Origin of the sequence: Helicobacter bilis (assembly GCF_900198365.1) — a bacterium.
Lineage (GTDB): Bacteria > Campylobacterota > Campylobacteria > Campylobacterales > Helicobacteraceae > Helicobacter_A > Helicobacter_A bilis_B.
This window is the reverse complement of sequence record NZ_FZMS01000013.1, coordinates 1-26,711: the sequence shown is the minus strand read 5'-3', so window position 1 is coordinate 26,711 and position 26,711 is coordinate 1. Positions and strand designations below refer to the sequence as shown.

Genomic DNA, 26,711 nt, shown 5'->3' with positions numbered 1-26,711 from the left:
GGTCATGCGAAGAGAGCGGCCTTATTTGTAGAATTAGAGATTGAATATTATTCCATTGGTGACTTTTTACATATGAGTTTATATGAAAAACTTGCAAGAATCAGTCATGTTATGAAATCCACAAGCACAACCCTTGTTACATTTGCATGTTTATTATTATGTTTTTTATACACTCAAATTAAACAAAAACAATGGCAGCACATTGGTGTAATACTCTTATTTGCCGTGATTTTTATTGCAGTCTTTTCTATACCTACCTTGCATTTTATTAAACATCTTGTTGGCGCATGTTTGTTTATTGTGATATGCTATTACGCTTCGGTTGTCTATAAAAAGGATGACAATATGGAATTATCTAGGTTGTATTTTTATGCTTTTTTACTTTTTATTTTTTGTCATATATGTCTTTTATTGACACTGCAGGTGAATATCCCGCCTAGGGCCCGTCTCTTTGTGGTTCTCATAGGGATTGTTGGGTTTTTAATTGTTTATAAAGTCATAGAAAATTTGTTTTACAATCACGAGAAAAAGTTTCAATATGCAATCTTATTGTTTAGCTTTCTTTATGGTGGTTTTGTCTTGAGTGCATTTGTTGATATGCGTATAAAATGGGAAAATATGGCAACTTATATAGAGACACAAAAGGCACGGGGGATAGAAGATATAGCAGTAAGCTCTAAATATTTTCACAGCTTTTATAAACGCTATGGAGATTGGCAGAATCCAACCAATAAAGCCGATGAATTTCCAAATCCAAGTTATGCAAAGCATTTTGGCGTGAAAAGCTTTGTGGTTAAAGATGATTAAGTAACTCAGTCTTTGGGGGAGGAGGGTCTTTTATAGCCCTTATTTTCTTAATATAATTGAAAATATTGAGGTGGGTTTTATAAATCCCAAACCTACTTAATCTATTTTGGGCAGGCAAAATAACATAACTTCATCTGTTGGATGGAAAACAGAAAGCTTTGCAATAAAAAAGCTATACCCAAGATCCCAAGAATCTATGAGTTCTTTTGTATCAAAAAATTGCTCCGCATTATGATATATTGCAATGATTAATATAGGTCTGTGTAAATATATGGTTTCCTTTGCCCCAAGCAAAGCCTTAATTTCTGCCCCCTCAATATCCATTTTAATTAATCCAATCTCTAAATGAGAATTGTGCAAACTAGATTCGGTGGTTATTTTTGGAATATTACCCCCCCCCCCCATTGTTTGCAATTAGCATAGAATCTAGTCTTACAGATTGTTCTGTATTGCAATTGGACACAGCAAGATTGAAGGCAAAAGCGTTTATATTGTATTTTTTAATATTTTCGTTTAGCTCATTAAAGCACAAAGCTTCCATCTCAAAACTCACGATTCTATATGGGTTATATTTAGCAAAACAGAACGCACTATCGCCATTTGCCGCTCCCACATCTATTATGGTTTTATTGTGAATACGACTTGCAATATAGTGTGTTGGAAGCAGTTTAATGCCATTATGATAATAATATACTTCACTCATAAAGTAGTTAGATAGTGGATACTCTGACCACATCTTGTTATCTAGAATCTCTTTTTGCAAAGCTAAATCTCTTTGTGAAAACAGCGTATTTTTATCAAACAATGCTTTTTGTGTGGAACGCGGGATAAGACATATTAGCTTCTCTAGCACTTCATCAATAATGCTACAACTTTCCATATCTAAACCATGTTTTAGCTTTTGAATCCGCATATTAATATCTTCACAAAATATCAGATCTTTAAAGCTATCAGCCCAATTGTAGCCAATATCAATAAAACTATAAGGCGATTTTCTCTTTTTCTTTTTAAGCTTTAGAAAATATAGTATTTTATAAAGATATTGTTTTATCATCTCTCATATCCTTTTTAATTTTTTGCGAAGTATTTTGTAGGCACGCCATTTTTGAAAATATTTAAAATCAGTTGCGCGTATCATCTTTTTATATCGATACAACAAATCACTAGGTTTTGAATCAATTTCTGCACAAAACAAACTATAATGAAGTGAAATTTTATGCCTCTCTAATAATGTGGAAAATAGTTTTTGCACAGATAAAGCACGATGAAATTCATATTTTGAAGAAAAAGTTTTTCCACAATGATTATTATTGCTATGCACACGATAGTAAATGCCTTTGAAATCTAAGTGAAATATTTTTGCCCCAACCAATGCGGCACCATAGATTATACAATCATCAGCCCGTATTCTCCATTCATTTTCCAATGAAAGTGGCAAGATTCTGCTAAGCATCTGTTTTGTAATTGCTATTGTAGAAGTAGAGTGTCCATAATAAGAGCCATTAAAGTAGGTATCAAATATACTAAAACCTAAATCACCATAGGGCAAAACCTCATTATCACCATCGCTTATTTTACCATCTTGCATGATAAATAAATCGCAAAATAACATATCGCACTGAGACTCTAAAAAAGTTTCCACAGCTTTTTTGATGTAGCCCTCACGCATATAGTCATCAGCATCAAGAAAAAACACAATTTCACTCTTCCCATCAAGGTGAATAAATCCGGCATTAAACGCACTTAGCTGACCGCCATTTGCTTTTGTTGTCAATCTAATATTTGCATATTGCCTACAATAATCCTGCACTATCCTTACAGAATCATCACTGCTTCCATCATCTACGACATGAATGAGAATATGCGGATAATCCTGCTTTATAACAGAAAGGATACATTCGCTAATATATTCTGCGTAGTTGTAAAGAGAAATGATAATCTCAACTTGCGGAAGTTTCATGTTGTCCCTCGTTTTTAAGATTTTCTTTAAAATCTTGCACGCATTTTTCTACTTCTTTTCGCTCAAAATCATTAAAGAACCAATCCCACTCTTGTTTTTCTATGACTTTATATTGCAGGTTTGAATAATGTTTGGGATCTAGTATTTCTTTATCCAAGCGTATCGGCTTAATTGCACCTTGTCCAAATTCCTCAATAAAATCACAATGAAATCCATCACAAATAAATTTAATCGAACATTCTTCACATCGTTTTGGCTTAATCTTTTCCTTAAGAATGTCATCAAACACAAGGTCTTGCTCTAAATAAAAATGCTCTAATTTACTAAAGGATTCTATGTTTTTTACATTTGGAGTATAGAACTTAATCTTATCTAAAATTGGCTTTTCATAGGGTTGGATTGGTGCATATTTGTCATCAAAACGAATATAGGGCAATATTGTGCGTTTTAGCCATGTAAAGCTTTTGTGTCGTTTTGCCATGCGTCTTTTGTGCTGTGTGAAAAAGCGTATGACATCTGGTTTTTCTGTCGTTAGTTTTGCTGCCCTTTGAGGTTGTCTCTCAATCCACAATCTAGAGCTTCTCTCCCATTCATGTAGATCATATATCATTTGCAAACTATTTGCAATGTTTTTTCTATGTCGCTCTTCAACAACGCAAAATGGCAGGAATCTCAAATTCACTTCAATGCCATGAGATTCCAATCTATCAATACAAGGCGTAAGTTTTTGCCCTATCACATCATAATATGGAATATTGTGCGTATCTCTTACCCTCTTTTGATCACCTGCATTATTGTAACCTAAAAAATTTACCACTCGTGCATTATATTTAATTGCAAGATCAGTGACTTGCGGCAATTCATCTATAACCTCATTTGTTAAAACGCAATTTGCCCGTATTGGAATCTTTAGTATTTGTAGATTTGTAAGGGCTTTAATTTGTCTCTCAAAGCCACCTTTTTTACCTACGATCTTATCATAGGTAGCACCAATACCATGCAAAGAGCAGAGAAAATCATAAATCCCTGCCTCTTTAAATTTTTGTGCGTGTTCAAACTTTGCTAAAGCAATAAGGTTTGTTATAAGACTTGGTTTTAATCCGATTTCATTGCAGTATTTTAAAAGCTCAAAAATATGAGGATAGATGGTCGGCTCACCGCCTTGAATATCTATGCTATTACAATTGAACTCATCAACATAGATTTTACAGATTTCTTTTGCTTTATCAAGAGAGAAAAATGGATGCTCAGGGTGTTTCTTGTTAGCGATCCGCTCAGCAAAGTAGCAAAAATAGCAATTGAGATTGCAGGTCTGCCCTAGCCACATAACGCCACGCCTCGTGGGTAGTTTCTTTTGGCATAAAATGTAATTTTCGTTATTGCAGAGGTATTGCCCCCCCCCCGCTTATACGCACATGATTCATAGAGATCTCCTTAAAAAATAAAAATAATGCGTTACTCTATCCAAATAAAGTTAACAACAAAAACCAAATCCCACTTGATTCTAAACAATTAAAATTATCACATTGCAACACGCCCAACAGATTCTTATTGCAAAATATTTTCTATAATGTTGCAAATTTTGCAGCATAAATTACAAAACTCTAACACAACAAAGCAATAAAAGATTTTGCTTTTTTTGTTATAATTTTAACTTTACTTAACATATATAAAACTGGATTTTACATGAAACATATACCAAATATTCTTACATGTTCGCGTATTTTGCTTGCTGTTTTGCTGCTTGTTGTTATGCTTCATTGGGAGCATATTGTGCCTTCATGGGTGGATATTTCTTGGCGGAATTATTGTGCTTGTCTTATTTTTTGTATCGCTTCTATCACAGATTTTTTTGATGGCTATATTGCACGGCAGTTTGATTTGGGTAGCACATTTGGCGAAGTTTTTGATCCTTTAGCGGATAAAATGCTAATACTAGGGGCATTCATCGGCTTATTATTGCTTGATAGGGCGAATGCGTGGGCGGTTTTTATCATCTTATCGCGTGAGTTTTATATCACAGGATTGCGTGTTGTAGCGGCAAACTCAAAGCAAAATGTCGCAGCAAGCCCGCTTGGAAAATACAAGACTGGCTTTCAGATTCTAGCGATTGCGTTTTTACTTGCTGATTTTTTCCCCGGTGGCACACTTTTCTTGTGGATTGCAGTGATTGTTACGCTATATTCTGGGCTTGATTATACCTTTAAATATTATAAGGCTATGGCTTAAATGGGAGTATTATTTGCCATTTTGGGACTCTCATTCCTCATATTTTTTCATGAACTAGGGCATTTTTTATTTGCGCGTTTGTTTGGTGTTAGGGTTTTAGTTTTTAGCATTGGCTTTGGTAAAAAGCTCATCACAAAGCAATACAAAGGCACAGAATATACCCTATCTCTCATACCACTTGGCGGATATGTAAAGCTCAAAGGTGAGATTACAAAAGATTCTATATCTAAAGATTCTAATGAGACAGAATCTAGTGTTTCTAGTCAATACGATAAAGATTCTCTGCTTTCTAAGCACCCATTTCAGCGGATTTTAATCCTTCTTGCAGGTCCTTTATTTAATTTTATTTTAGCATTTTTCATATATATAATCATTTTTGCACAAGGTGTGCCAAGCTATTCTAATACCCCTATTATTGGGGATATTGGCAAGGAATTTTTAGCTTATAATATCTTAAAAAAAGATGATGAGATAATAAGTATCAATGGTATTAAGGTGGAAAAATTTAGCGATATTAGTCACATTTTAAATAACAATAAAACACAAAATATGGAGGCAAAGCTGCTTATATCTCGCCCTATTTCTTATGAAAAATCCAATAAAAACAAAGAGATTTTAGAACTACTTGTGCCTTTAAGCAAGGAAAAGGATCGCATAATATTAGGCATCACGCCTGCTATTACAATCATGTATTTTAGTCCACTTGAGATACTGCAAAATGCCATGATGAAAGTCTATGATGATATTATGCTGATATATAAGGGATTGCGGGATATGCTACTAGGGCTAATTGGGCTTGAGAATCTAAGCAGTGTGGTAGGCATTACTGATGTGAGTGCGAAGGCATATAATGTGGGGTTTATTAATTTTATTTTGGTGTTAGCCATCATTTCTGTGAATCTTGGCGTAATAAATCTTTTACCCATACCCATAGTCGATGGCGGACAAATCCTTTTTACTCTCTATGAATGGCTAACCGGAAAAGCCCTGCATGAAAAAATAGCAAATATCCTTGTCGCATTAGGATTTAGCCTTATTATAACGCTTATGTTATTTGGACTTTACAATGATATTGTAAGGATTGTTGGGGGATAAAATAAATGCGATGGATATGTAAATATGGAAAATAATCAAGTAACCATAAAGAACACAAGTACTAGCACAGATTCTAATGACATATGCAAATCCAATCTTTACTTTTGACTTTAATTTTTTTTGGGGGAGGGTATTAACTATTCTAGATTTTTCATGTCGTAAAGTTGGTATTACCTTATGCAAATATTACTCAATTGGCGATATCAAGAACAATCTATCAAAAGGCTTTCTATATACAGCATCTTTACAAGAAACTTTGATTGAGCGAAGCTTAAGGCTTTTAAAGGAAGTAGGCATACAAGAAGTTATCATTGGCACAGGTTATGAAAACAAAGCTTATGATGCCCTAGCAGATAGGCTTTCAGCTAAAGATTTTAAGATAATAACGCATAAGAATGAAAAGTTTGCAACTACTGGGAGTGCTTATACGCTATGGTGTTTAAGAGAGTTGATTACACAGGATTTTTTACTTTTAGAATCTGACTTGGTATATGAGTCTTTGGCGATTAAAGACCTGCTTCAAGATGAAGGAAGATCTCATCTTAGCCAATATTGGCTCCATTGGATAAATGACCTACATGGGTTTTTACACTATCGCATTTCATCATCATTAAATTGCAAGCAAACACGGGCAATAGCACGAGATCAAATAACCCCAATAATCTCGCAACACTCTCACAAATATAAAGCAGAAGAAAACCTACCCTATCACTTTTGGTACGATGAAATAGCCATCTTTTGCTTTTGGGGCTTGTTTTAGGATTTGGTCTCGTATTGCGGAATCTTCTGGTAAATCTGGTCGCATGGGGGTTTTATCATCTTTTTGCAATGTAATGCTATCAGTATCTACTTCCTGCAGGCTATCCATTTTGGCGATAATTTCGCTTAATTCTTCTTTAAAATCCTCACGCTTTTCTTGTGCGATATGTATCATTGCTAATTTTTCAAGCTTATCAAGTAATTTATCATCTACAAACATAAATAAACCTTTCCATACAAAATAGCGTGTATTTTAGCAAAATATATCGCGGTTTTACTAAATAATATATTCATACATGCTTTTTAAAGCGATGTATTAGATTTTTCAAAGCCATCATAATGGCTTTATGTGGTTTGCTTATACGCTCAATTCGTCTCTTCATTGCAGGAAAGTTATAATGTCCTTGAAATTCCCTTAATTGTCTAGCAAGTGCTATAGCATATTCAGGCAAACCTTCACTTTCTATATTTTCTACTTGTGCGTTCAATTCATTTTCAAATCCACTGCATAACCTTGCCATTTTACACCATACGGATTTATGTGGATATATATTTGGCATAAAATCTATCGTAAGTTTATTATAAGCCCCAAACCATGCTTTTGCTGGACCATTGCAGTGGAGAATCTTGGCATTTATCATTGCTTTTTCATATCGCTTTGAAAAATCTGTATTAGCAGAACAAGCTGCTTCAAGTGATTGATAAGCAAGTATCCCCCATTGCTCACCCAAATTATACACCCTATCACGCATAGCAAAGTTTAGGGCATCTTGGTCTGCAAATTCTGTTTCATACTCTCTCAAAAAACGCATTGCCTCAATATCTACATCATGCTTTCTCCATTTATCCACATTAATTAGCATAAGTCCACTGCAAAAATAAAAGTTTGTTTCAAACGATTTTACTGCTTTTTTACCGCCCTTTTTCTTTCTGTAGATTCCATAACGACTAATTTTTGCATTTGGGCTACCACTCGATGAAGCAGCAATATAGCCATCCAAATTGAGTGCAAAAAGCTCTCGCAAGTCTGTTAATATAAGCATATCTGTATCTAAATATAAACATTTATCTACATTTTTTGGTAAAAAATCCACAAGTTTAATACGATAATAAGCCGCATATTGTTGTGCTTCTTCATAGCCCCACTTTGGTAAATCTTTGAAATCTTCATCACTAATAATGTGGGCTTCTATTTGACATGGATAAATATCGTTCAGGGTAGTTTGTAATATATGAAATTGCTCCAAAGTTTTCTTTGTAATAGAATCTGTTATAATATGAAAGCGATAGCCCTCTAAATTAATGGGGCTTTGCTCCGCATTTATAGGGTTTTCTCTATTTGTGAGACTTTCTCCCCAAGTTATGGGGCTTTGCCCCCCCCCCCATTTATTTGCATAGATATGTTGGAATCTTGGGTTTATTTTAGATTCTGTGCTATGAAAGGCGAAGTCTGCATATTTTTTACTTGTATCTGTGTAATGTATGATATTTGTTATCAGCACTGCCACATATTTCATGTAATTTTGATCAGCATTAAATACAATATGAAACATTCCAAATCCTTAATATTAAGACAAAAGTTTTTTAGATTCTATTTGCACTGCCTAAGACTTCCATTCTCTCCGCGATGACATTACTCATAGCTTCCATAGCTGGTGCAAAAAACTTGCGTAAGTCAAATTGTGATTTATCTTTATTTGCGAGTTTTCTCACCTCAGCGATGAAAGCAATGCGTAAATCTGTATCTGTATTTACCTTATTTATGCCCCCTTTTACTGCCTCTTGTAAGAATGAGAAAGGCACACCTTTACTACTGCCAATATCCCCACCACTCTCGCTAAAACTCGCCCTTACATAATCTGGTATAGCACTCGCCCCGTGTAATACAAGCGGGATTTTTGTTAGCTCTTTTACAAGCTTTAATCGCTCAAAATCAAGCTTTGGCTCACCTTTAAACTTAAATGCTCCATGACTTGTGCCAATGGCTGGGGCTAGATAATCTATCTTTGTCTCCCTTACAAACTGCTCTGCTTCCTTTGGATTCACAAGCACAGCATCTTTTTCATCAACCGATATATTATCTTCAATCCCCATAAGTCTGCCAAGCTCTGCCTCTACGCCAACGCCCTCTTTATGTGCCATTTCTACGACTTTTGCGCTCTCTTCTAGATTCTCATTAAAAGGGTGATGTGAAGCATCAATCATCACAGAAGTAAATCCCGCTTTCACCGCACTCTTACATGAAGAAAAGCTAGTGCCATGATCAAGGTGTAATGCCACAGGGATATGCGGATAACGCTTTGCCATAGTTTTTACCATGCCTACTGCCATATCAATACCCATGTATTTAATCGCCCCTTCACTTGCTTGCACAAAAATGGGTGAGTTTGCCTTATTTGCTGCCACAAAAATAGCATTTAGCATTTCAAAATTCACAAAGTTAAACGCACCTACTCCATAGCCCTCTTTATTCGCTTTGTTTAGAATCTCTTGTCCAAAAACTAGCATATTTGCTCCTTGAAAATAATTATTATTTATCCGTCATTGTATCAAAAGTGTGTGAGTTTAGGTTACAATGCCTTATAAGTTAAACATGAAAGAACATATATATTTTATGCTATAATGTGTGCTTTATAAATCCCAAAGACCTAATAATTTTATAGAATCTTAAAGCAAGAGAAAAAGGAAATAAGTGCAATACACAACACATTACAACAATATAGAATCTCTAAAGTATCATCTAGACACTTTTAAGCAAACAAAAAAGCTTCCAGCTCCCCTGCTGATACTTGCCCCACTTGCTGGTTTTAGTGATGTGCCTTTTAGAAAGGTAGTGAAAGATTTTGGTGTAGATATTACCGTGAGTGAGATGATAAGCTCCCATGCCCTTGTTTATGAAAATGAAAAAACACTAAAAATGGCATTAAAAAGCCCAAATGAGACGCCCTTTTCCCTGCAGATTTCAGGGAGTAAAGAAGAGATTCTAAAAAGGGCAGTTGAAAAGATTAATGAACTCTCTTGGGTGGATATTATTGATTTTAATTGCGGTTGTCCCGCTCCAAAGGTGGCAAATCATGGCAATGGTAGTGCACTTTTAAAAGACTTGGATAAATTTGTTTCATTGCTACAAAGCATTCGCAAATACGGGAATAAGCAGGTATATAGCGTGAAAGTTAGGCTTGGCTTTGATAAAAAGATTCCGCTAGATTTAGCAGAAGCGATTAATGAAAGCGGAGTTGATTACTGCGTAGTGCATGCTAGGACAAAAATGGACGCATACAAAAAGGATAAAATCGACTATGATAGCCTTGCCTTAATGAAAGAAAAGCTAAAAATCCCCATGATTGCAAATGGCGAGATAGATGGCTTGGAATCTTTTCAAAAAGTCATGCAAATCACGAATGCAGATGGGGCGATGATAGGTCGGGCTGCGTTGAAATCTCCTTGGATTTTCTGGCAGATACAGGCAAAAACAAATGACTTTCCACTTGCTTTGAAGAAAGATTTAGTCTTAAAGCATTTAGATTCTATGTTTGAGTTTTATGGCGAAAGAGGGGTTATTATGTTTAGGAAAAACTTACATGCCTATGCAAAAGGACAGAAAGATTCTAGCAAATACAGGGAGTTTGTAAATAATGAAAAGGATTATCATCTAATTAGAGAATCTATAAAGGACTTTTTTGACACTACAAAGCTAGAGTCAAGTGATATTTGTCCCATTTTTAATAAAAAGAGTGTATAGGGAGAGTAAAATGAGTGGTTTAAAAAGAGGGGTTTTTGTTATCATTGTGGGGATTTTTTGCTGTATGGAATCTGCATGGGCGGTTCGCTATCAGTTTTTCCTTGGGATAGGGCAAAGCATAACTGAAGGCACGCTGCATACAAATTCTACAAATCAAATGACAAAAAACACTTCAAGTGTCAATGAAAAAGGCGGCTATTACTACTCACAAACACAACTTGGCGAGTATAATGGCAGCGTGAAAGACATTACAAGCGGCTATATCGGCACGGAAGTAACCTTTGATAAAATGGGGATTTTTACCCTACGGGGTTATATCAGTGCGAGTTATTCTAATAAAGTCGATCTTGGCTCTATATCAAATGTGCGTGATGGGAATCTGCGTAAATGCGGTGCGGGAGAGATGCCCGGTCTTACAAATATTTGCTATCGCGATGGATTCTATGTATCCGCACCGGGTAATAATGGACAATATCAAGAAATTAAGTTTAATGAGAATCCAAACTTTGCAAAAAATATCTCAAACAATGCCTTTATGCTAAGCTACTCTGTTGGCTTTGACTTTGGTGCAAACATACCCATACATATTTTGGTGGGGACACTTAGTGATTATAAAAAGATGATTCCATTGCGTGTTGGAGTTTATGGTGGTATGGGTTATGAATTTATTACTTATAGCTTAGGACATTATGACACAAGAACATTTAATAATACAACTATGAATAACATAGTAATAAAAGCTGATGATACGCTTTATTTGGCTGGTGCTGGTGCATTCGCACGACTTGGTGCAAGTATTTATGTGTATAATAATATGCGATTTGACATCGGTGTGAAAATGCCTATACAAATCGCAGGTGATCCAAGTGCTAAAAGTCAAAGGTGGTATCAAATGGATTCTACAGAGCAACTACCAAACAACATGGATAAAGTTTTCGCTCAACAACTCTTGCGACAAGAACACAGCACAACACTTGGCATGTATTGGCAATTCGCAGTTAATGTTTTGTTTTAAGACCTGGCATACTTTAAGATTTTTAGAATCTGTCTTATTTGGGTGAGACAGGGTTTAGGGTGAAAACGGGTTTTAGATTCCATCTCAAAATTCTAACCGACATTTTCTCATTGTCAAGCGTTTGTATATTCTAAATTGAAATAAAAAGGTGGGCTTGGCCCAAATATTTCCCCCCCCCCCCCTTTTTTTTTAAGCTAAAGCAGGTTTGAAATACTGCAATATTCCAAATGGATATCATACCACATATAGATTTTAAAGTCGTATTGTTTTGCACCCTTACGCCCTGCACCCACCCGAATGGTTGAGAATCTGATCTCTAAATCAATATAAAAAAAGCAAGTTTGGAATACAAAAGATTCCCACTTTAAAAGTGGGAATGGAATTTTAATAATGTAAGGTTGTAAGACTGAACAAATAGGTTGAAACAAAATAGGGCAGAACAAATAAAGGTTATGCCCTATAAAACATTAGAAAATGTAAGAATAACCTACATTAATCACATGTGTATTCATTAGCATTTCGCTTTTATCATTCTTAGTCTTTGAGCTATATCCAGCTGATAGAGCTTGGATTTTTGCACCGATTTCTACTTTATGTGATCCTGCGAAAGTTGCTGCGATACCTACATTTATAGGGATATTGAATCTATTATAATTCTGTTCTTTGCTCAAAGTATCAACTATCATTTTTTCACCAGTTAATCCAGTGATACCATAGCCAAGCCCAAAACCTACATACGCACCAAGCGTGAAGCTATCTGTATTTAGGAAATTCACCATTACATCAGCGTTTAATGTTTAATTACAGATATAACACTTTTCAAGCTTCAAACACCCCTTTATAATTCTGTATAGCCTTTTGTATAACCTTTTAAGGTTAAATCAAAAATTACAAGTAAAATAACACATATTCCAAAGATTTAACCCTTTAAAATACCCTTCATTATAACTTAAAATCTAATCCTTTTTTATATGATTTTTATCTAGTGATTATATATTACATTTTCACTTTACAAAGTGTTACAAACTAAGCAATACAAAATTACGAATTAATTAAAGTTTTGATACAATCTTAACAAAACATGCAATGTAACATTACCAACAAACAAAAGATTAAAAGATACATTCCAAACATAAAAGAAAGGTAATAAAACATTAAAAACATGATTAGCGTATGATTAACTTGTATATATGTATGATTGAGTTGTGTAAGAAGTGTTAAGATATGTTTTGCATGTGTATTAAAGTTTTAAAATCTTGTTTGCCTTGTTTTGCATGTATTGCAAATGTTAGATTATTAAATTAAGACTGAATGATTAAGGCTTTATTGACTCCACTTGCAGAATTTACAAGAAAGTCACCGAATTGGCGCATTGTTGTTGCAAAATCTTTTCCTACTTATGTAGCCTTATTAATATTTTCACTACTTGCTACATTTTGCAAAGCATTGTTAAAAGCGTTTTGCACATGATTTAAACCTTTTAAGCCTTTATCATTAACTCCGCCCGCTTCACTCTTTTACTCCACTACTTAAAGCCCTCAATTGATTAGCAGTTAGCCCCGCATGCTTAAATTCTGTAAGGCTCATGCAATACATCACTAGATAGATCATCAAACATTTTATCTTGTGATTTATCTAGCAAAGTTTGTAACTGTGTTTTCCAATCCATTTTACCCAGTCATTATGATTTATTCCAAGTTGTGATAAATCTTTGTTGGCGTTTATGCTTGTTTTATTATCTTGTTATATGTGCTATTATTTTAAATCATCTTTATTTCTAGTGATTAACTCGCTCATATTTTGCACGGCTTGTAAGGTTTTGTCACCAAAGTTTTTAATGTCAGTGATTTTTGCTTTATATTGATTATTTATATATTCCTTGCCAAAACGAGCAATTTTATTTGATTTTTTATGGTGTTTGTATATTCACTTTAGCTTTATAATCCCAGTTCCCATTACAGCAATACTACCAATCCCCGCCATACTTACAAAGCTAATCATTTTTAATTTATTATGTATCGTTGCTAAATGCTTTTTAGTGCGCTTTCATCCATTGTTAAATTTATTAAGGCTTTTATGTGTTAGTGTGTTTTTGTATTTGTGATTAAATGTTTTCTTGTGGGTTAAAAAGTTAAAGCTTGATGGCAAATGTGCAAGAATTCTACATGAAATATCTATAAAGCACTATTTGGAATCCTTCAAAGCAATTCTAGAAAATTTCACATTTGTTGTAGATATTCTAAGACATTGAGTATAATTTTATTTCTATACTATATTTATAAGCTATTTGGATTAACTCTATGGACTTTTTACAAAAAATATTTTTTGAATTACCGCTTATTGCAAGTTTTTTGGGTGGGATTCTAAACTTTCTTGCACCTTGCATTCTGCCACTTATACCATCTTATATGAGCTATATTTCTGGGAGTGTGCTACATGATGAGACAAAATATTCTCGCTTTAGTATGTTTCGCAATGCAGTGCTTTTTGTCGCTGGGTTTGGGCTTGTATTTTTTTTGCTTTTTTTAGCCATGTTTCAAATTATCGATAATTTTTTTAATTATCCCATTGTGCGATATATTTCTGGTGGCATTATTATCCTTTTTGGTATCCATTTTTTGGGAATCTTTCATATTGCAATGCTTAATCAAACAAAGCAATTAAACCTACAAAAGCTAGAACAACATGAGATTCTAAAGTTTATCGCACCATTTATTATAGGCGTGGGTTTTGCGGCGGGCTGGTCGCCTTGCTCTGGTCCTATTATTAGCTCTATTGCCCTGCTTGCTTCTATGAATGAGGGACTTGCTATATATGCTAGTTTAGCTTTTATAGCTGGGCTTTCACTCCCATTTTTATTATTAGCTCTCTTTTTAGACAAGGGCTTAAATCTCATACGAAAAGCAAAAAAGCAATTAAGAGTTATTGAGAAAATATGTGGTATCTTTTTAATTGGCATTGGAATCTTAATCATTTTGGGTGATACTTCTTTATTTAATGAGTTAATGAAAGGATAGATATGCAAGAAGATAAAATACAATGTTTTAAAAATGCGAAAATATTTGATGATGAAAAGGGCTTTGTGCAAGGCAGTGTATATGTGCAAAATGGCAAGATTATACAGGTTATACAAGATTCTATTTCGTTTAGAGATGATTTGCGAGAATGTGAAGAGATTGATTGCAACGGATATGCGATATTGCCAACTTGTATTGATATCAATGTATTTCCACTTGATAAAAAGCTTGGAGCAAAGCCCATACACACACTTGCAAATAAGGCACTTTATGGCGGTATCTCTACCATCTTTCTTAATCCATACACACAGCCAAGCATTGATAATGAAGCTATGAATGCCCTTATTGAAAGCATTAATTCACATAATAGTATAAATATTTATCCACTTATTGCAAGCACAGATTCAGAATCTAGACTAAGCAATATCGATACATTACATAGTCTTAATAAGAATGCAAAGGCAATTTTTAGTAATTCTGCGATTGGGTCTAATCTCTTATATCAAAGTATGCAATATGCTAAAATGCTTGATTTACCACTTTGTGTATTTGCATTTGATTTCAATATCGAGCAAGGTGTGGCGTATGAAAGTGCGTTTGCAAGGGGGCTTGGGCTACCTATGATAACGCCGATAGGACAAATTAAAGAAGTGGCAAAGATAAAAGAAATGGCAAAGTTTCTTAATATTGAAGTCATTTTTATGTCTATGAATATAGCCCATACACTCGATATGATTTGCCATGAAAAAAACATGCACGCACAAGTTGGACTCCCACATTTAATCTTTAATGAACAAAGCATAAAAACCTATGATACACGCTACAAAATGACCCCGCCCCTGCTTACTCGGAGTAAAAAAGAAAAACTTGTAAAAAGGCTGCAAGAGGGCAAAGTCTCTCTTCTAACAAGTATGCAGCAAGAAGTCTCAAAGCAGTATAAAGAGCAAGTATTTGAGTGTGCAAGTGAAGGTGTATCTGGTATTGAATACTTTTTTAGCCTTGCCTATACCTTGCTAGTGAAAGAAGAGATTCTAAGACTTAGTGATTTAGTAAGGCTTACAAGTAGCAATGCAAGTAATCTTATGCGACTAAATAAAGGACATATTGCTACACAAAGAGATGCTGATTTTATGATCGTTGATTTGGAGGAAAAATTTGAAGTTTTAGATTCTACAAGTCTTTATCATGGTTTAGAACTATATGGGAAGATTAAATATATGGTAGTTGATGGCAAGTTGCATAAATTGTGATTGCGTTGTAATGAAGGTTTAGTGTAGATTAAAATCTACTTTTAAAACCATCTTACAATGATTTGGAAACAACAGATTATTGGAATCTATAGTATGCCATGCTTAGTATTATGTTTATATGCCTTTTATAGTATTAAAGACACTAGGGGATAAATTTAAGGATATTTGAGTTTGTAACTTGAAATTTTTACTTTGGGGATAGAAGACAGAAATCTTGTGTGTTAAATATTGCTATCCAACACACCAGATTAGCTAATACATTGCCTGTTGCTTACATGCAATAAGCACGAGTTTTTACTCAACAAATTCAATGATAGCCAATGTAGAAGCATCACCTCTTCTAATGCCACTTCTTTGAATACGAGTATAGCCACCATTTCTTGCAGAAAACTTAGGAGCTATTTCTGTAATCAATTTTTTAGTTGCCTTCTTATTTTGCAATTCAGCAAATACATATCTATGTGTATTAAAGTCCGCATTCTTTGATGCAGTAACAAGCTTTTCAATATAGCTTTGTAATTCTTTTGCTTTAAATACACCCGTTTCTATTCTGCCATGCTCAATAAGGGCTATGCTTAGATTCTTTAACAATGCCTTTCTATGAGAAGAAGTCCTGCCTAATTTCCTATAACCATGTTTATGTCGCATATTATTCCTTTTAATTTTGTCCTTTTAATTTTGCCAAACGCTTACTTAAAGTCGTAGCCAATTCATGTGGTAAATCCGCACCAACCGCATAGCCAACTTCATTTAACTTTGCTGTAATCTCATCAAATGAGCGTTTGCCTAAATTTTTAATATTCTTTAAATCACTCTCATTCATCAATACCAACTCACCTATGTATTTGATATTTGACTTCTGCAAACAATTGCTTGGTCGATGCTCTAAATTGAGTATCTCAACACTTGATAGCAATACCTTTAACTCTGGGCTATCATCATTTAAACGACCATTGCTTGTTGGCACATCACTAAGTTCCGCACCAAACACACTCATTTGAGAGTGCATAATAGCAACTGCTTCTTTGAAAGCTTCCATAGGCTCAATTTGCCCATTTGTTTCTACTTCAAACACAATCTTTTCAAAGTTGGGATTACTTTCATGTAGGACATTCTCAATGTCATACACAGCCCTTTTTACCGGCGTAAAGTCAGCATCAAGTGGTATATACTCACTACCTATTTCTTCACGGATAGTCTCACTTGCTACAAATCCTAAACCTTTATGTATTAAAATAGAGAATTTAAGCTTTGCATCACTATTAATATTTGCTAAATGTGAATCTGTGCTTAATACCGTGATATTTTCATTGCTTAAATGCTCACCACGCAATTCCATTGGACCATTAAACTCATAATGCAACTCAAATTTTTCGTGTTGCTGCATATCTTCATTTACTTTGAATTTCAAGTTTTTAATATTCACAATGAATGGCGCTACATCTTCAGCAACTCCACGCACAGTATCAAACTCATGTCGCACACCCTCAATCTTTATACCTATTGGCGCATATCCTACAGAGCTTGATAGTAGCAATCTGCGGACAGGATGAGCTATTGTAACAGCATAATGGGGTTCAAACGGATATGCGTGTAATCGAATGTGATTTGGCGCAATTTCTTCTACCTCAAGTTTTTCTGGAATATATGGTCTTACCTTTATACTTTTCATACTAAACCACCTTATGTATTATTTTGAGTATAGCTCAACGATTAAACGCTCCTCTATTGGAATCTCAACTTCGCTTCTTTCTGGATTGCGTGTAAAAATACCAAACTTTTTATCCTTATCAATATCAACCCAAGGCACAATACCAATTTGGTCAGTAAGATCAAGAGAACGCACAATCTGCACATTGTTTTTACTTTTTTCTCTTACTTCAACTTTTTGTCCTTGCTTGATTTGGAATGATGGAATATCTACTCGTTTGCCATCAACTAGGATATGCCCATGTGTTACAAGCTGTCTTGCAAATCTTCTTGTAGTCGCAAAGCCCATTCTATACACAACATTATCAAGGCGTAACTCAAGCAATCGTATGAGATTCTCACCTGTGTTTCCTTCTTGTCTGTTCGCTTCTTTAAAAATAGAGCGGAATTGCTTTTCACTAATGCCATACATAAACTTTGCTTTTTGCTTTTCGCGTAATTGCAAACCATAATCAGATATTTTACCTCTTCTCATGCCATGCTGTCCGGGACCATAATCCCTTTTTTCACGTGCACTTTTACCAGCTAGTCTTCTCTCACCTTTTAGTGCAAGAGAAACGCCTAGTCGTCTTTCAATCTTTTCTACAGGTCCTCTATATCTTGCCATGCAACACTCCCTTATACTCTTCTTCTTTTAGGCGGACGACAACCATTATGTGGTAATGGTGTTACATCCTTTATCCATAACACTTTAATACCTTCAATCGCACCAACACTTTTTACAGCGGTTTCACGACCACTACCCGGACCTTGCACCTTAATGCCCACTTCTTTAATGCCATGTTCTTTTGCTTTAGATAAAGCAGATTCTACAGCTTGTTGTGCTGCATAAGGCGTAGATTTTTTACTACCTTTAAAGCCTAATCCACCAGCAGTAGCCCAGCACAAAACATTACCCATTTCATCAGTAACTGTTACATTTGTGTTGTTAAATGAAGCAGCAATACACACAATCCCGCGAGCAATATTCTTTTTTACCACTCTTTTTTTAACATTTGTTTGTTTTTTTGCCATACGCTACTCCTTATTTGCTACCAACGGTTTTTTTCTTACCTTTTCTTGTGCGGGCATTATTTTTTGTTGTTTGCCCACGCACAGGTAAGCCTTTTCTGTGTCTTAAACCACGATAACTACCTAAATCCATAAGAGCCTTAATATCCATTGTTACTTTTTTGCGTAAATCACCCTCAACCATATAACTTTCTTGAATCTTTTTGGAGATTTTTGAAATATCATCTTCGCTGAGATCATGAACTCGCTTATCAAAAGAAATATTTACAGCATTCAAAATATCCCTTGAGCTTTTAAGCCCAATGCCATAGATATATGTGAGTGCATATTCTACTCTTTTCTTTTTTGGCAAATCTACACCAGCAATTCTAGCCATTTTTTATCCTTGTCTTTGTTTATGTTTTGGATTCGCACAAATCACGCGAACCACACCCTTGCGTTTAATGACTTTGCATTTATCGCACATTTTTTTGACCGATGGTCGAACTTTCATAACGGACTCCTAAAAAATACGGATTTAACCCAATTTTTTGGATTAAGCCGATGATTATATCTAATAATGGTAAATATGAAAAAATATCATGAGTTTCAAATATCAAAACTTAAAATATTTTTCTTGCATAATCTCAACAACTCAAATATATAAAAAATGAATACTGCAAATTAGCACAATTAACAAATGCTATTGTTTCATTCTACAACTACAACTCTTTGTGCGTAATATCCAACGACATTTAATAATAAACTTAAAATAATAAGCATAAAAATTGCATAGGTAAAGCTATGATATGTATCATGGAGTTTTCCAATAATCCATGGACAAAGAGAAGCCATGAGGTAGCCTATACCTTGCGACATGGCTGAGAGTTTAGTCGCTATGAACACATTTGCACTTTTGCTTGAAATAAAAAGTAAAGCGACGCTAAAAACACCACCCAGTGGAATACCAATCAAAACAGAAGCGAGTATAATCGACCATACTTCATGTGAAATAAGTAGCAAAAAGTAGCTTACCGCATAGAGCATACAAACGATGACAATAAAAACATTTCGCATTTTTTGACGCAGAGAGTGCAACCATAATGGAATGATAAATGAGAGCGGAATAATAACGCATTGTGTGAGTGTCATAATGCGAGAGATAAAGCCCTTTTCAAAGCCAAAGTCAATCAGCAAACTTGGATACCATGCAAAAAAGCTGTATGCCATCGCACTTTGTAAGCCCATGAATAGAGTGGTTTTCCATGCATTTATATTTGCAAATAGTGAGTTTATCTTTGTATGGCTTTGCTTTGGGCGAAAAATTCTGCGATTTTTGATTTGCGGTAGATAGCTTATAAACGCAAGAATGGCTAATATGACCCAGCAACTAAATGCTAAAGGTAGCGGTAAAACATGTGTCAATGGGAATATAGCGATTATCCCTAATGCAGCGGAAATATTTAACACTAAGCTATAGATTCCCATAATCTTTGGAATCTCTCTGGGAAACTTTGCCTTTACAAAGCTCGGCAATAAAACATTTGCTATAGCGATACCAGAACCCATGATTGCCGTGCCGACAAATAAGGCTGTGTTGCCCCCAACACAACGCAATATTTCACCAAGAATTATACACAAAAGTCCAAAAAACATTGCCCTTACAGGCTGAAATACCGCAACCAAAAATGAAACTATTCCAAATGCTAGTAATGGTAGTGAAGTTAATAATCCAACTTGTGCTGAGCTAAGTCCGTAGTAGTTTTGAAGTAAATTTGCAATCGGACCAGCTGAAGTAATGGGAGCACGCAAATTTATGCTGATAAGTATAATTGGCAAAAGATTAATAAAATAAATCTTTTTACGAGACATCTTATTGCCTTTTATTATTTGCGTAATTTAAATAAGCGGTTTCTATGCATCATGCTTTATGTCATGTGCTTAATGACTGCAACCGCAGCCACCTCCGCCACCGCCACAGCAGCCACCTCCGCCATGTCCATGACCGCCACCGCTAGAGCAACCACAGCCACCCCCCATACTTGCTATAATCTCATCATCAGTAGCCTCTCTTACATTTAGCACTTCAACCCTAAAATCTAAAGTCTTTCCTGCTAATGGATGGTTATAATCAATAAGCACAGAAGTATCGTTAAAATCCGCAACAATGACTTGCACAGGCATACCATTTTCAGCTTGACCAAATAAAGTCATACCTTTTTCCAACTCAATATCTCCAAATTGTTCTCTGCCAACTTCTTGCATAAGCTCTGGATTACGCACGCCATAGGCAAGTTCAGGCTCAACGCTAAATTCTAGCTTATCACCTACTTTTGCGTTTTTTATGTGTTGCTCTAAACCCTCAATGACTTGAGATTGTCCGACAATAAATTCAAGCGGTTTGTTATCCTTGCTACTATCAATTGTCTGCTTTGTTTGAGAATCAAGCACTTCATAATTAATTGACACAACATTGTTATTTTCTATCATAATGTATCTCCTATTTTGATAAAATATCTTGGGCTTTACGACCTTGTTCGCTTTCGGGGAACAAGGCAACCAAGGTTTGCAAAAATTTTCTATAATTATCTGAATCATTTAGATATTTAAATGACCATGCGGTATGCCATAGCAAAATCGGCATGTAACTCGCCTTACTATCAAGACTGGCACTTGTCTTGTAATAAGGCAATGCCTCGTTATACTCTTTTCTTGCATAGTATATCTCACCGATATAATAACTTGATTCTGCTTCTGCAAATTTCTGATCGATAAGATATTCAAAATAAGCCTTCGCTTCTTCATTGCGTTTTTTACGCAAGAGATTCTTTGCTTCACTCAGATTCTTGCTATTGTCAGGTGAAAAATTATACGCTTGTTTTGGCATATTGTTGCTTGTTTGCATAGAATCTATGATTGGCTGATTTTGGATACCTTGTATATTATTTTGCAATGCTAAGGCTTGTTCGCTCAATACTTGGATTTGTTTTATAATCTCATCATTTGCTTGCAAAAAAGCTTCCGACAATTTATCAATTTTTTGATTAATCTGCTCAATATTTTTTGTATTTGCTTCAACTTGGGCTTTCAAATTTTTAACAAGCTCTGCTTGAGATTTTTGCGACATTTGATAAGAATCTACAATATCTTGAATATTTTGGATTTTATCTATCTGATTCTTAATTGTAATGCTATCTTGTCTTGAAGTCGCACTCATACCTTCATAAACGGTTTTTAATCCATCAACCGCTTGCTCCAGATTCACAATTTTATTTTGAAAATCGCCAATAACAGAACGAGTAAAATCTGCAATATCTTTAAGGTCTCGCATATCCTTTTTTGTAGCACCACTTTGCAACTCAAATGCCGAAGGTTCGGCATAGAGTAATACAGATAATGAAGCAAATGCTAACAAAGACTTCTTAAACCTCATTGCAAAAACCCTAGCCAAGCTGTTACTTTTATTACTTCTCAACTATATCTGTGCGTCTATTTTTCGCATAGCACTCAGCAGTTTTTTCTCTACATACTGGCTTGTGCATACCATAAGAGATTGTTGAGAACATATTTCTTGGTAGCCCCTGTAATACAAGCGCATCACGCACTGATATGGCTCTCTTTAGTCCTAATGCCGTGTTATATTCATCGCCACCAAACTCATCGGTATTGCCTTGCAATACAACCGCTTTAATATTTTTTTCTTTTATGAAATCAGCATTTGCCCTTACATAGTCTTTCATATCAGATCTAATGTCATATCTATCAAAGTCGAAATAAATTGTAGTGAGAGAATCTACTTTGATAGCATCGCCATATGCTGTGCCCTCATTATTTCCGGAATACTCTTCTTCAGTATCGCCATTGGAGTTTCCAGACATACCACTTTCACCAGCATTGTTATCTGCATATGGATCGCTTGAATCAGAATCACCATTGCCATCATAACCATCTCCCCCACTCACAGCACCATCAGGCATAAAACCACCTTCAGGTAAACCTGCACCACCCGGATTTGCTACTGCTTCTTCAGGTTCTTGACCATCAACTTCTTGTTGCACTTCTGTAGTTTTCTGCGTGGTGTTGCCATCCTTTTCTACACTTTTACTACCGCAGCCAACCGCAAAAAAAAGTGCAAGTAAAACACTTGAAAGCTTTAAATACTTCATGATATCCCCTTAAATCTCAAAAAAAATGTTTTGCTATTCTATCAAAAAAAACAAAAAAATTACCAATCAAACGCTTGAATTTTTACATTTTTTAGTGGAAAAAGGAAACTTTTGTTAATTGATAATCGGATAATGCCAATTGCTTGTTCATTTTTTTGTTGGCGTAAAAACATAATAGAATCTCCATCATGAGAGAATGCTGGGATTCTATTTGTGCCTATTTTACTCAAACGACGAACATAGTCGCTATGGGCTGAAACTAAATAGAGATTAAATACATTCAACCCAGTTTCTTCATCACTTTCTCTACTAGAATACACTATATATTGCCCAAAAGTTGATAGTGTGCTATTGTTGCGTCCTTTAAATACAATTTGTGTAACATTAGCATTTGGCATGAGATCTTGCATGAAAATATTTGGATACCCAAGTCTATCAGATACAAATACAAAACTTTTTTCATTATTGGTAAAATGTGCATTGACATCAATGCCTGAATACCTTGTGAGTTGTGTTAGCTTTTTACTCTTTATTTCATATAAAAAAATATCGCTTAATCCAACTGGGGCAAGTGACAATAGTAACTTATCGCCATGCTTTGACACATCAGACACTACCGCCATGCCTTGACTTGAGATGACTTTCTCGTTTTTTCCACTATACATGTTATATTTATATATGGTCGCCTCATGCGTTACGAGTGTGTAGTAGAATTCTTCTTGCTTACTATCTGCCCATTTTGGAAACATGTTGAGACCATTACTGATGATAGTTTTTTGGTAGGTAAAGGTATAGTCTGCAATAAGAATATTGCTACGACCAGAACCAACATAATTTGAAAAAACGACATAACGATTTAGCCAATCAGCCTTTGGTGCTTTGATATAATCATTAAGATAGCTTGCCATGGCATGAGCGATAAATGGATAACGTTCTATCTCATCTTCTCTATATTCTGTTGTGATGGTCTTACCACTTGCATACTCATATAGGCTGAGGGTGGCTATGAGACTACCACCTTTTTTCTTTTGTGAAACTTGTGCGATAAAATTCATATTTTTATTTTTATAATCCTGCAGTGCAAGAGTATTTTGCAAAATATCAGTCTTCAAGGTATCATCATAATATACATTAAAATGTCCAAGTGTCTTTAAGTCTTGCACCAACATTTTGTATATTGCCATGGTATTATCAGCACCATCACTACTCACAACTTGAATATTTGGGATATTGTCTGTTTGTCTTGTTACAACAATTGTTTTATCTTCTGCGTATAAGCCCACAGAATGCATGGCAAACATTACACAAAACGCAAATATTGCATAAAAACACCTAAAGCGATACATTACACTTCCTTAGCTAAATTTATTGTTCGTGTAGAATGATAGCAATTTATTGTTAAAACATAAAACAAAACGCTGCTTAATCCGCAAACACTACTCATTGTATTGCAAAATTGTTTATAGCTATGGGCATACATAACCTGAGATTTGTGCTATAATCTTGCACTATTCTTTAACCATCTCGCCATCAATTTTTAAAGTAGAAATTAGATTTTCTATTTGGTTTATCTTCTGCAATATATTATCAGTGGTGAATGCAGCATTAAGGTTATCGTTGCTGATATGTGTGAGTTTGTAGATCTAGGATGTAGTTTCTGTTATATTGAGCATTTAAAAGGGAGAAATATCTTTTTAGATTCTAAAGTGTTAGACACTTTGCTTTGCAGGTCATCATAGTGACTAGATTTGTGAGTATTGTAAATGAAAAAGTGTTACAAAATAAGGGGGCAGAAGCTTTAGTAAAGCATGGAATAAGGATTGTAGATGTAAATAAAAGCTATGAATGTGAATATGAAATATGGAATTATGGCGGAGTGGAAGTAAAATATTATAAGAGTATAAAAGAAGTAGGGACAAATAAGGTAGTAGGGATAAGCCAAACAGAGCCTATCGCACAGACTTTTCAATGCTTTAAGTGGGAAGTAAGAGGAGAAGCAAAGGCTAGGATACGATTTAGGGCAAGGCGGTGTCGTGTTTCTTATACTGCAAAAATATTTAATATTGAAGAGTTAAAAACACCTTGTGTGCCGCACATAGAAGGTGGTAATGTAAGGCATGTATATAGATACTTTGATAGAAATACTCGTTTTGCATATATAACATATGGCTTTACTTATGCTGTGAGTGATACACCAAATAGGGATTTTACAGAAGTAACGATATATCATAAAGAGAGTAATAAAGGAGAGAATATAACGACTTACTTTGGAATAAGTCCGTTTTTGAATGCAAAAAGGAATGTAAGCATGTTTTAACCGACATTTGAATTTATTTATAGCTTTGTTATGCTTTGTGTTTAGCCTTTAAAAAGCTTTGAGTTATTTTTTAGATGTTTGGCTTACGCTTAACATGACAAAGTGATAATGACTAGCTATTTTTAGTCATAATCTTTGAAATGAAATGCCAAAACTGAATTTTAATAAAGGAATGAAATGAAAGAGAACAAGTATTTTAAAGAAGCTGAATTCAAATGCAAATGCGGTAAATGTGAGTTGCCAAAAGGTATGCCCACAGATGAGTTAATCGATACGCTAGTAGAGATTAGAGAACATTTTAACGCCCCTATTACTATAAATAGCGGTTATCGCTGTCCTACACATAATAAAAACATAGGTGGAGCTTCAAAGTCAAGGCATATAGCAGGTGATGCAGTGGATTTTGTAGTAAAAGGTGTGCCTACTAAAAAGGTATTCGAGCATGTATTAAAAACATATAATGACAAGCCCTTTGGGATTGCAATAAGCATAAATCCTAATGATGAGTTTAGAGGATTCGTGCATTTAGATACTAGAGGCTATAAGGCTAGATGGAGTTATAATAAAGCAGGTGAAGTGTATTTCGCAGAGATTAAAAAGGAATTGAATCTAGCGTAGCTACAAAGTTCGGTCGTGTATGTATAAAAAGGTTAAGATGTTTCGCTTACGCTCAACATGACAAGGAAAGAGAATATGACAAAGATAAGAGATTTGTCATGTTGAGACTTTGAAAAAGTCGAAACATCTAGCTTTTATGTAAGTTTGTAAAAATTTTAGATGTTTCGCTTACGCTCAACATGACAATAAAGGGCAACACGATAAGATTATTAGCTTTTAACAATCTCGGTAAAGTCTGACCAATCCTCTACTTTAAATGCCCTTATATCACGCACGGATTGCTTAAACCATTTAATATTTTGTAGTCTATTGATTGCTTTATATACACTTGCTAGAGTGTTTTTTCGCTTATACTCATGTATAAACTGCCTTGTGCCCATTCAAAACCTAATGCTTCTAACTCTTGTCTTATCTCATCATAGGCTTTGTTATAAGGCTCACCATAATGCTTTTTTAAGTCATCAATCTTTAAATCAAATGCAATAGCATACATTGTTGTCCTTTTTCTTTTGTGTAATTTTAGCCGACATTTTTTAATCATTGCAAATTATGTATAATCTTGTTTATTTTGATATTAAGGTTGTATTATGTTGGGTGCGCTTACAAAAGGTATTAATAAAGTGATGGGTGGTGGTAAATTGACTGCTGGTTTAGATAAGGTAGGTAAATTTGCCGCACCCGTTCAAGCTGCTACAAGCGTTGTTGGTTTAGGTATGGATATATACAATACCATAGAAGCAAATAAGCAGATGAAAGAGCAAATGGATTTAGCTAGAAAGAATTTTAACTTAGAGTTAGAAAAGCAGCAAAAATATGAGTTAGCTAATAATCAATTAGCCGCAAGTGTTGATAAGGCTTGGGGTGGTAGTGGTGAAGTAGCCCCCCCTACGATAGATTATACAAAATATGCAAATTATGATATGGAACAAAATAAGGCAGGTCATTGGGAAAATAAGTTGGGTGCTAGTAGTTTGGTTGCTGGGGGTGCTGGTAGAGATGAAAACGGTAACCCCACATATATGGGTGCTAACTCTAG

Annotated in this window: 29 protein-coding genes and 2 pseudogenes; 11 read left to right on the top strand and 20 right to left on the bottom strand. The window is 34.9% G+C overall.

The features are described 5' to 3' along the window. Window positions 1-807: DUF6056 family protein (locus C6H08_RS02650; RefSeq protein ID WP_104686090.1), on the top strand; the 807-nt coding region annotated here is incomplete at its 5' end. Window positions 808-903: 96 nt separating this feature from the next. Here the strand turns inward: C6H08_RS02650 and C6H08_RS02645 are convergent. Genes C6H08_RS02645 through C6H08_RS02630 form a run of 4 tightly spaced genes read right to left on the bottom strand, consistent with a single transcriptional unit; the run spans window position 904 to window position 4,094 of the window. Then, window positions 904-1,212, bottom strand: coding sequence for an FkbM family methyltransferase (locus tag C6H08_RS02645; protein WP_104686089.1), 309 nt, complete (start codon window positions 1,210-1,212; stop codon window positions 904-906). Beyond that, on the bottom strand, window positions 1,196-1,861 hold the full coding sequence (locus C6H08_RS02640) for a class I SAM-dependent methyltransferase (RefSeq protein ID WP_104686088.1): 666 nt from the start codon (window positions 1,859-1,861) through the stop codon (window positions 1,196-1,198). The genes C6H08_RS02645 and C6H08_RS02640 overlap by 17 nt, the downstream gene beginning before the upstream one ends. Window positions 1,862-1,864: 3 nt before the next feature. After that, window positions 1,865-2,767 (bottom strand): glycosyltransferase family 2 protein, encoded by a 903-nt coding sequence (locus C6H08_RS02635; RefSeq protein WP_034564068.1) that lies wholly within the window; start codon window positions 2,765-2,767, stop codon window positions 1,865-1,867. Continuing rightward, window positions 2,748-4,094 (bottom strand): radical SAM protein, encoded by a 1,347-nt coding sequence (locus tag C6H08_RS02630; protein ID WP_034578897.1) that lies wholly within the window; start codon window positions 4,092-4,094, stop codon window positions 2,748-2,750. The genes C6H08_RS02635 and C6H08_RS02630 overlap by 20 nt, the downstream gene beginning before the upstream one ends. A 359-nt stretch (window positions 4,095-4,453) precedes the next feature. Between C6H08_RS02630 and pgsA the strand changes: the two genes are divergently transcribed. From pgsA to C6H08_RS11790, 3 genes are all read left to right on the top strand, one after another. Next, a complete protein-coding gene (gene pgsA / locus C6H08_RS02625) occupies window positions 4,454-4,996 on the top strand; it encodes a CDP-diacylglycerol--glycerol-3-phosphate 3-phosphatidyltransferase (RefSeq protein WP_005217685.1) in 543 nt (180 codons plus the stop codon). Further along, window positions 4,997-6,091, top strand: coding sequence for an RIP metalloprotease RseP (gene rseP / locus C6H08_RS02620; protein ID WP_034578899.1), 1,095 nt, complete (start codon window positions 4,997-4,999; stop codon window positions 6,089-6,091). A gap of 76 nt (window positions 6,092-6,167) precedes the next feature. Next, window positions 6,168-6,851, top strand: a complete 684-nt coding sequence (locus C6H08_RS11790; RefSeq protein WP_233708453.1) for a glycosyltransferase family protein — start codon at window positions 6,168-6,170, stop codon at window positions 6,849-6,851. Here C6H08_RS11790 and gatC read toward each other — a convergent pair. From gatC to C6H08_RS02600, 3 genes are all read right to left on the bottom strand, one after another. Next, entirely contained in the window at window positions 6,792-7,070 is a 279-nt protein-coding gene (gene gatC / locus C6H08_RS02610; RefSeq protein ID WP_004088843.1) for an Asp-tRNA(Asn)/Glu-tRNA(Gln) amidotransferase subunit GatC, read from the bottom strand. The genes C6H08_RS11790 and gatC overlap by 60 nt on opposite strands. 70 nt (window positions 7,071-7,140) lie before the next feature. Next, window positions 7,141-8,403 carry a glycosyltransferase gene (locus C6H08_RS02605; RefSeq protein ID WP_034578900.1) on the bottom strand — a complete coding sequence of 421 codons (1,263 nt, stop codon included), beginning with the start codon at window positions 8,401-8,403 and terminating at the stop codon, window positions 7,141-7,143. A 31-nt stretch (window positions 8,404-8,434) separates the two neighbouring features. Beyond that, entirely contained in the window at window positions 8,435-9,358 is a 924-nt protein-coding gene (locus C6H08_RS02600; RefSeq protein WP_034565836.1) for a class II fructose-bisphosphate aldolase, read from the bottom strand. Between the two features lie 271 nt (window positions 9,359-9,629). Here C6H08_RS02600 and C6H08_RS02595 point away from each other — a divergent pair, with 271 nt between their 5' ends. Then, window positions 9,630-10,592 carry a tRNA dihydrouridine synthase gene (locus C6H08_RS02595; RefSeq protein WP_034566047.1) on the top strand — a complete coding sequence of 321 codons (963 nt, stop codon included), beginning with the start codon at window positions 9,630-9,632 and terminating at the stop codon, window positions 10,590-10,592. A 10-nt stretch (window positions 10,593-10,602) separates the two neighbouring features. Then, window positions 10,603-11,607, top strand: a complete 1,005-nt coding sequence (locus C6H08_RS02590) for a hypothetical protein (protein WP_034578902.1) — start codon at window positions 10,603-10,605, stop codon at window positions 11,605-11,607. Between the two features lie 467 nt (window positions 11,608-12,074). On the opposite strand, the pseudogene C6H08_RS02585 reads toward C6H08_RS02590, so the two are convergent. Further along, window positions 12,075-12,389: pseudogene (locus C6H08_RS02585) on the bottom strand (outer membrane beta-barrel protein); the annotation flags it as partial. 1,518 nt (window positions 12,390-13,907) lie between these two features. Here C6H08_RS02585 and C6H08_RS02580 point away from each other — a divergent pair. Beyond that, window positions 13,908-14,624 (top strand): cytochrome c biogenesis CcdA family protein, encoded by a 717-nt coding sequence (locus tag C6H08_RS02580; protein WP_034580574.1) that lies wholly within the window; start codon window positions 13,908-13,910, stop codon window positions 14,622-14,624. 2 nt (window positions 14,625-14,626) lie between these two features. Further along, complete coding sequence (locus tag C6H08_RS02575; RefSeq protein WP_034564930.1) at window positions 14,627-15,874, top strand: amidohydrolase family protein; 1,248 nt, start codon at window positions 14,627-14,629, stop codon at window positions 15,872-15,874. A 294-nt stretch (window positions 15,875-16,168) separates the two neighbouring features. On the opposite strand, the gene rplQ is transcribed toward C6H08_RS02575, so the two are convergent. The 11 genes from rplQ to tolB form a co-directional block, all read right to left on the bottom strand. Next, window positions 16,169-16,522 carry a 50S ribosomal protein L17 gene (rplQ, locus tag C6H08_RS02570; protein WP_004088500.1) on the bottom strand — a complete coding sequence of 118 codons (354 nt, stop codon included), beginning with the start codon at window positions 16,520-16,522 and terminating at the stop codon, window positions 16,169-16,171. 10 nt (window positions 16,523-16,532) lie between these two features. Next, window positions 16,533-17,546: a DNA-directed RNA polymerase subunit alpha gene (locus C6H08_RS02565; RefSeq protein ID WP_034564935.1), complete on the bottom strand. Its 1,014-nt coding sequence runs from the start codon at window positions 17,544-17,546 to the stop codon at window positions 16,533-16,535. 18 nt (window positions 17,547-17,564) lie between these two features. Beyond that, a complete protein-coding gene (gene rpsD, locus C6H08_RS02560) occupies window positions 17,565-18,191 on the bottom strand; it encodes a 30S ribosomal protein S4 (RefSeq protein ID WP_004088493.1) in 627 nt (208 codons plus the stop codon). Between the two features lie 11 nt (window positions 18,192-18,202). Next, window positions 18,203-18,598 (bottom strand): 30S ribosomal protein S11, encoded by a 396-nt coding sequence (gene rpsK / locus C6H08_RS02555; protein ID WP_004088492.1) that lies wholly within the window; start codon window positions 18,596-18,598, stop codon window positions 18,203-18,205. Between the two features lie 10 nt (window positions 18,599-18,608). Further along, the gene (gene rpsM / locus C6H08_RS02550; RefSeq protein ID WP_004088490.1) at window positions 18,609-18,971 is read right to left on the bottom strand and encodes a 30S ribosomal protein S13; all 363 of its coding nucleotides are present in this window, start codon (window positions 18,969-18,971) and stop codon (window positions 18,609-18,611) included. A gap of 3 nt (window positions 18,972-18,974) precedes the next feature. Then, window positions 18,975-19,088: a 50S ribosomal protein L36 gene (gene rpmJ, locus C6H08_RS02545; protein ID WP_005216958.1), complete on the bottom strand. Its 114-nt coding sequence runs from the start codon at window positions 19,086-19,088 to the stop codon at window positions 18,975-18,977. A gap of 197 nt (window positions 19,089-19,285) precedes the next feature. Continuing rightward, window positions 19,286-20,446: an MFS transporter gene (locus tag C6H08_RS02540; RefSeq protein WP_034564939.1), complete on the bottom strand. Its 1,161-nt coding sequence runs from the start codon at window positions 20,444-20,446 to the stop codon at window positions 19,286-19,288. A 69-nt stretch (window positions 20,447-20,515) separates the two neighbouring features. Continuing rightward, window positions 20,516-21,064 carry an FKBP-type peptidyl-prolyl cis-trans isomerase gene (locus C6H08_RS02535; protein WP_034564942.1) on the bottom strand — a complete coding sequence of 183 codons (549 nt, stop codon included), beginning with the start codon at window positions 21,062-21,064 and terminating at the stop codon, window positions 20,516-20,518. Between the two features lie 10 nt (window positions 21,065-21,074). Then, window positions 21,075-22,007 (bottom strand): tetratricopeptide repeat protein, encoded by a 933-nt coding sequence (locus C6H08_RS02530; RefSeq protein ID WP_034564944.1) that lies wholly within the window; start codon window positions 22,005-22,007, stop codon window positions 21,075-21,077. Between the two features lie 31 nt (window positions 22,008-22,038). Next, on the bottom strand, window positions 22,039-22,740 hold the full coding sequence (locus C6H08_RS02525) for an OmpA family protein (protein ID WP_034564946.1): 702 nt from the start codon (window positions 22,738-22,740) through the stop codon (window positions 22,039-22,041). A 59-nt stretch (window positions 22,741-22,799) separates the two neighbouring features. Continuing rightward, on the bottom strand, window positions 22,800-24,086 hold the full coding sequence (tolB, locus tag C6H08_RS02520; protein WP_034564948.1) for a Tol-Pal system protein TolB: 1,287 nt from the start codon (window positions 24,084-24,086) through the stop codon (window positions 22,800-22,802). Window positions 24,087-24,478: 392 nt separating this feature from the next. Between tolB and C6H08_RS02515 the strand changes: the two genes are divergently transcribed. Beyond that, window positions 24,479-25,057: a hypothetical protein gene (locus C6H08_RS02515; protein WP_034564952.1), complete on the top strand. Its 579-nt coding sequence runs from the start codon at window positions 24,479-24,481 to the stop codon at window positions 25,055-25,057. 177 nt (window positions 25,058-25,234) lie between these two features. Beyond that, window positions 25,235-25,675, top strand: a complete 441-nt coding sequence (locus C6H08_RS02510) for a D-Ala-D-Ala carboxypeptidase family metallohydrolase (RefSeq protein ID WP_034580572.1) — start codon at window positions 25,235-25,237, stop codon at window positions 25,673-25,675. A 209-nt stretch (window positions 25,676-25,884) separates the two neighbouring features. On the opposite strand, the pseudogene vapD reads toward C6H08_RS02510, so the two are convergent. After that, window positions 25,885-26,168: pseudogene (gene vapD, locus C6H08_RS02505) on the bottom strand (endoribonuclease VapD). A gap of 94 nt (window positions 26,169-26,262) precedes the next feature. On the opposite strand from vapD, the gene C6H08_RS02500 reads away from it, so the two are divergent. Beyond that, window positions 26,263-26,711: hypothetical protein (locus C6H08_RS02500; RefSeq protein WP_158656790.1), on the top strand; the 449-nt coding region annotated here is incomplete at its 3' end.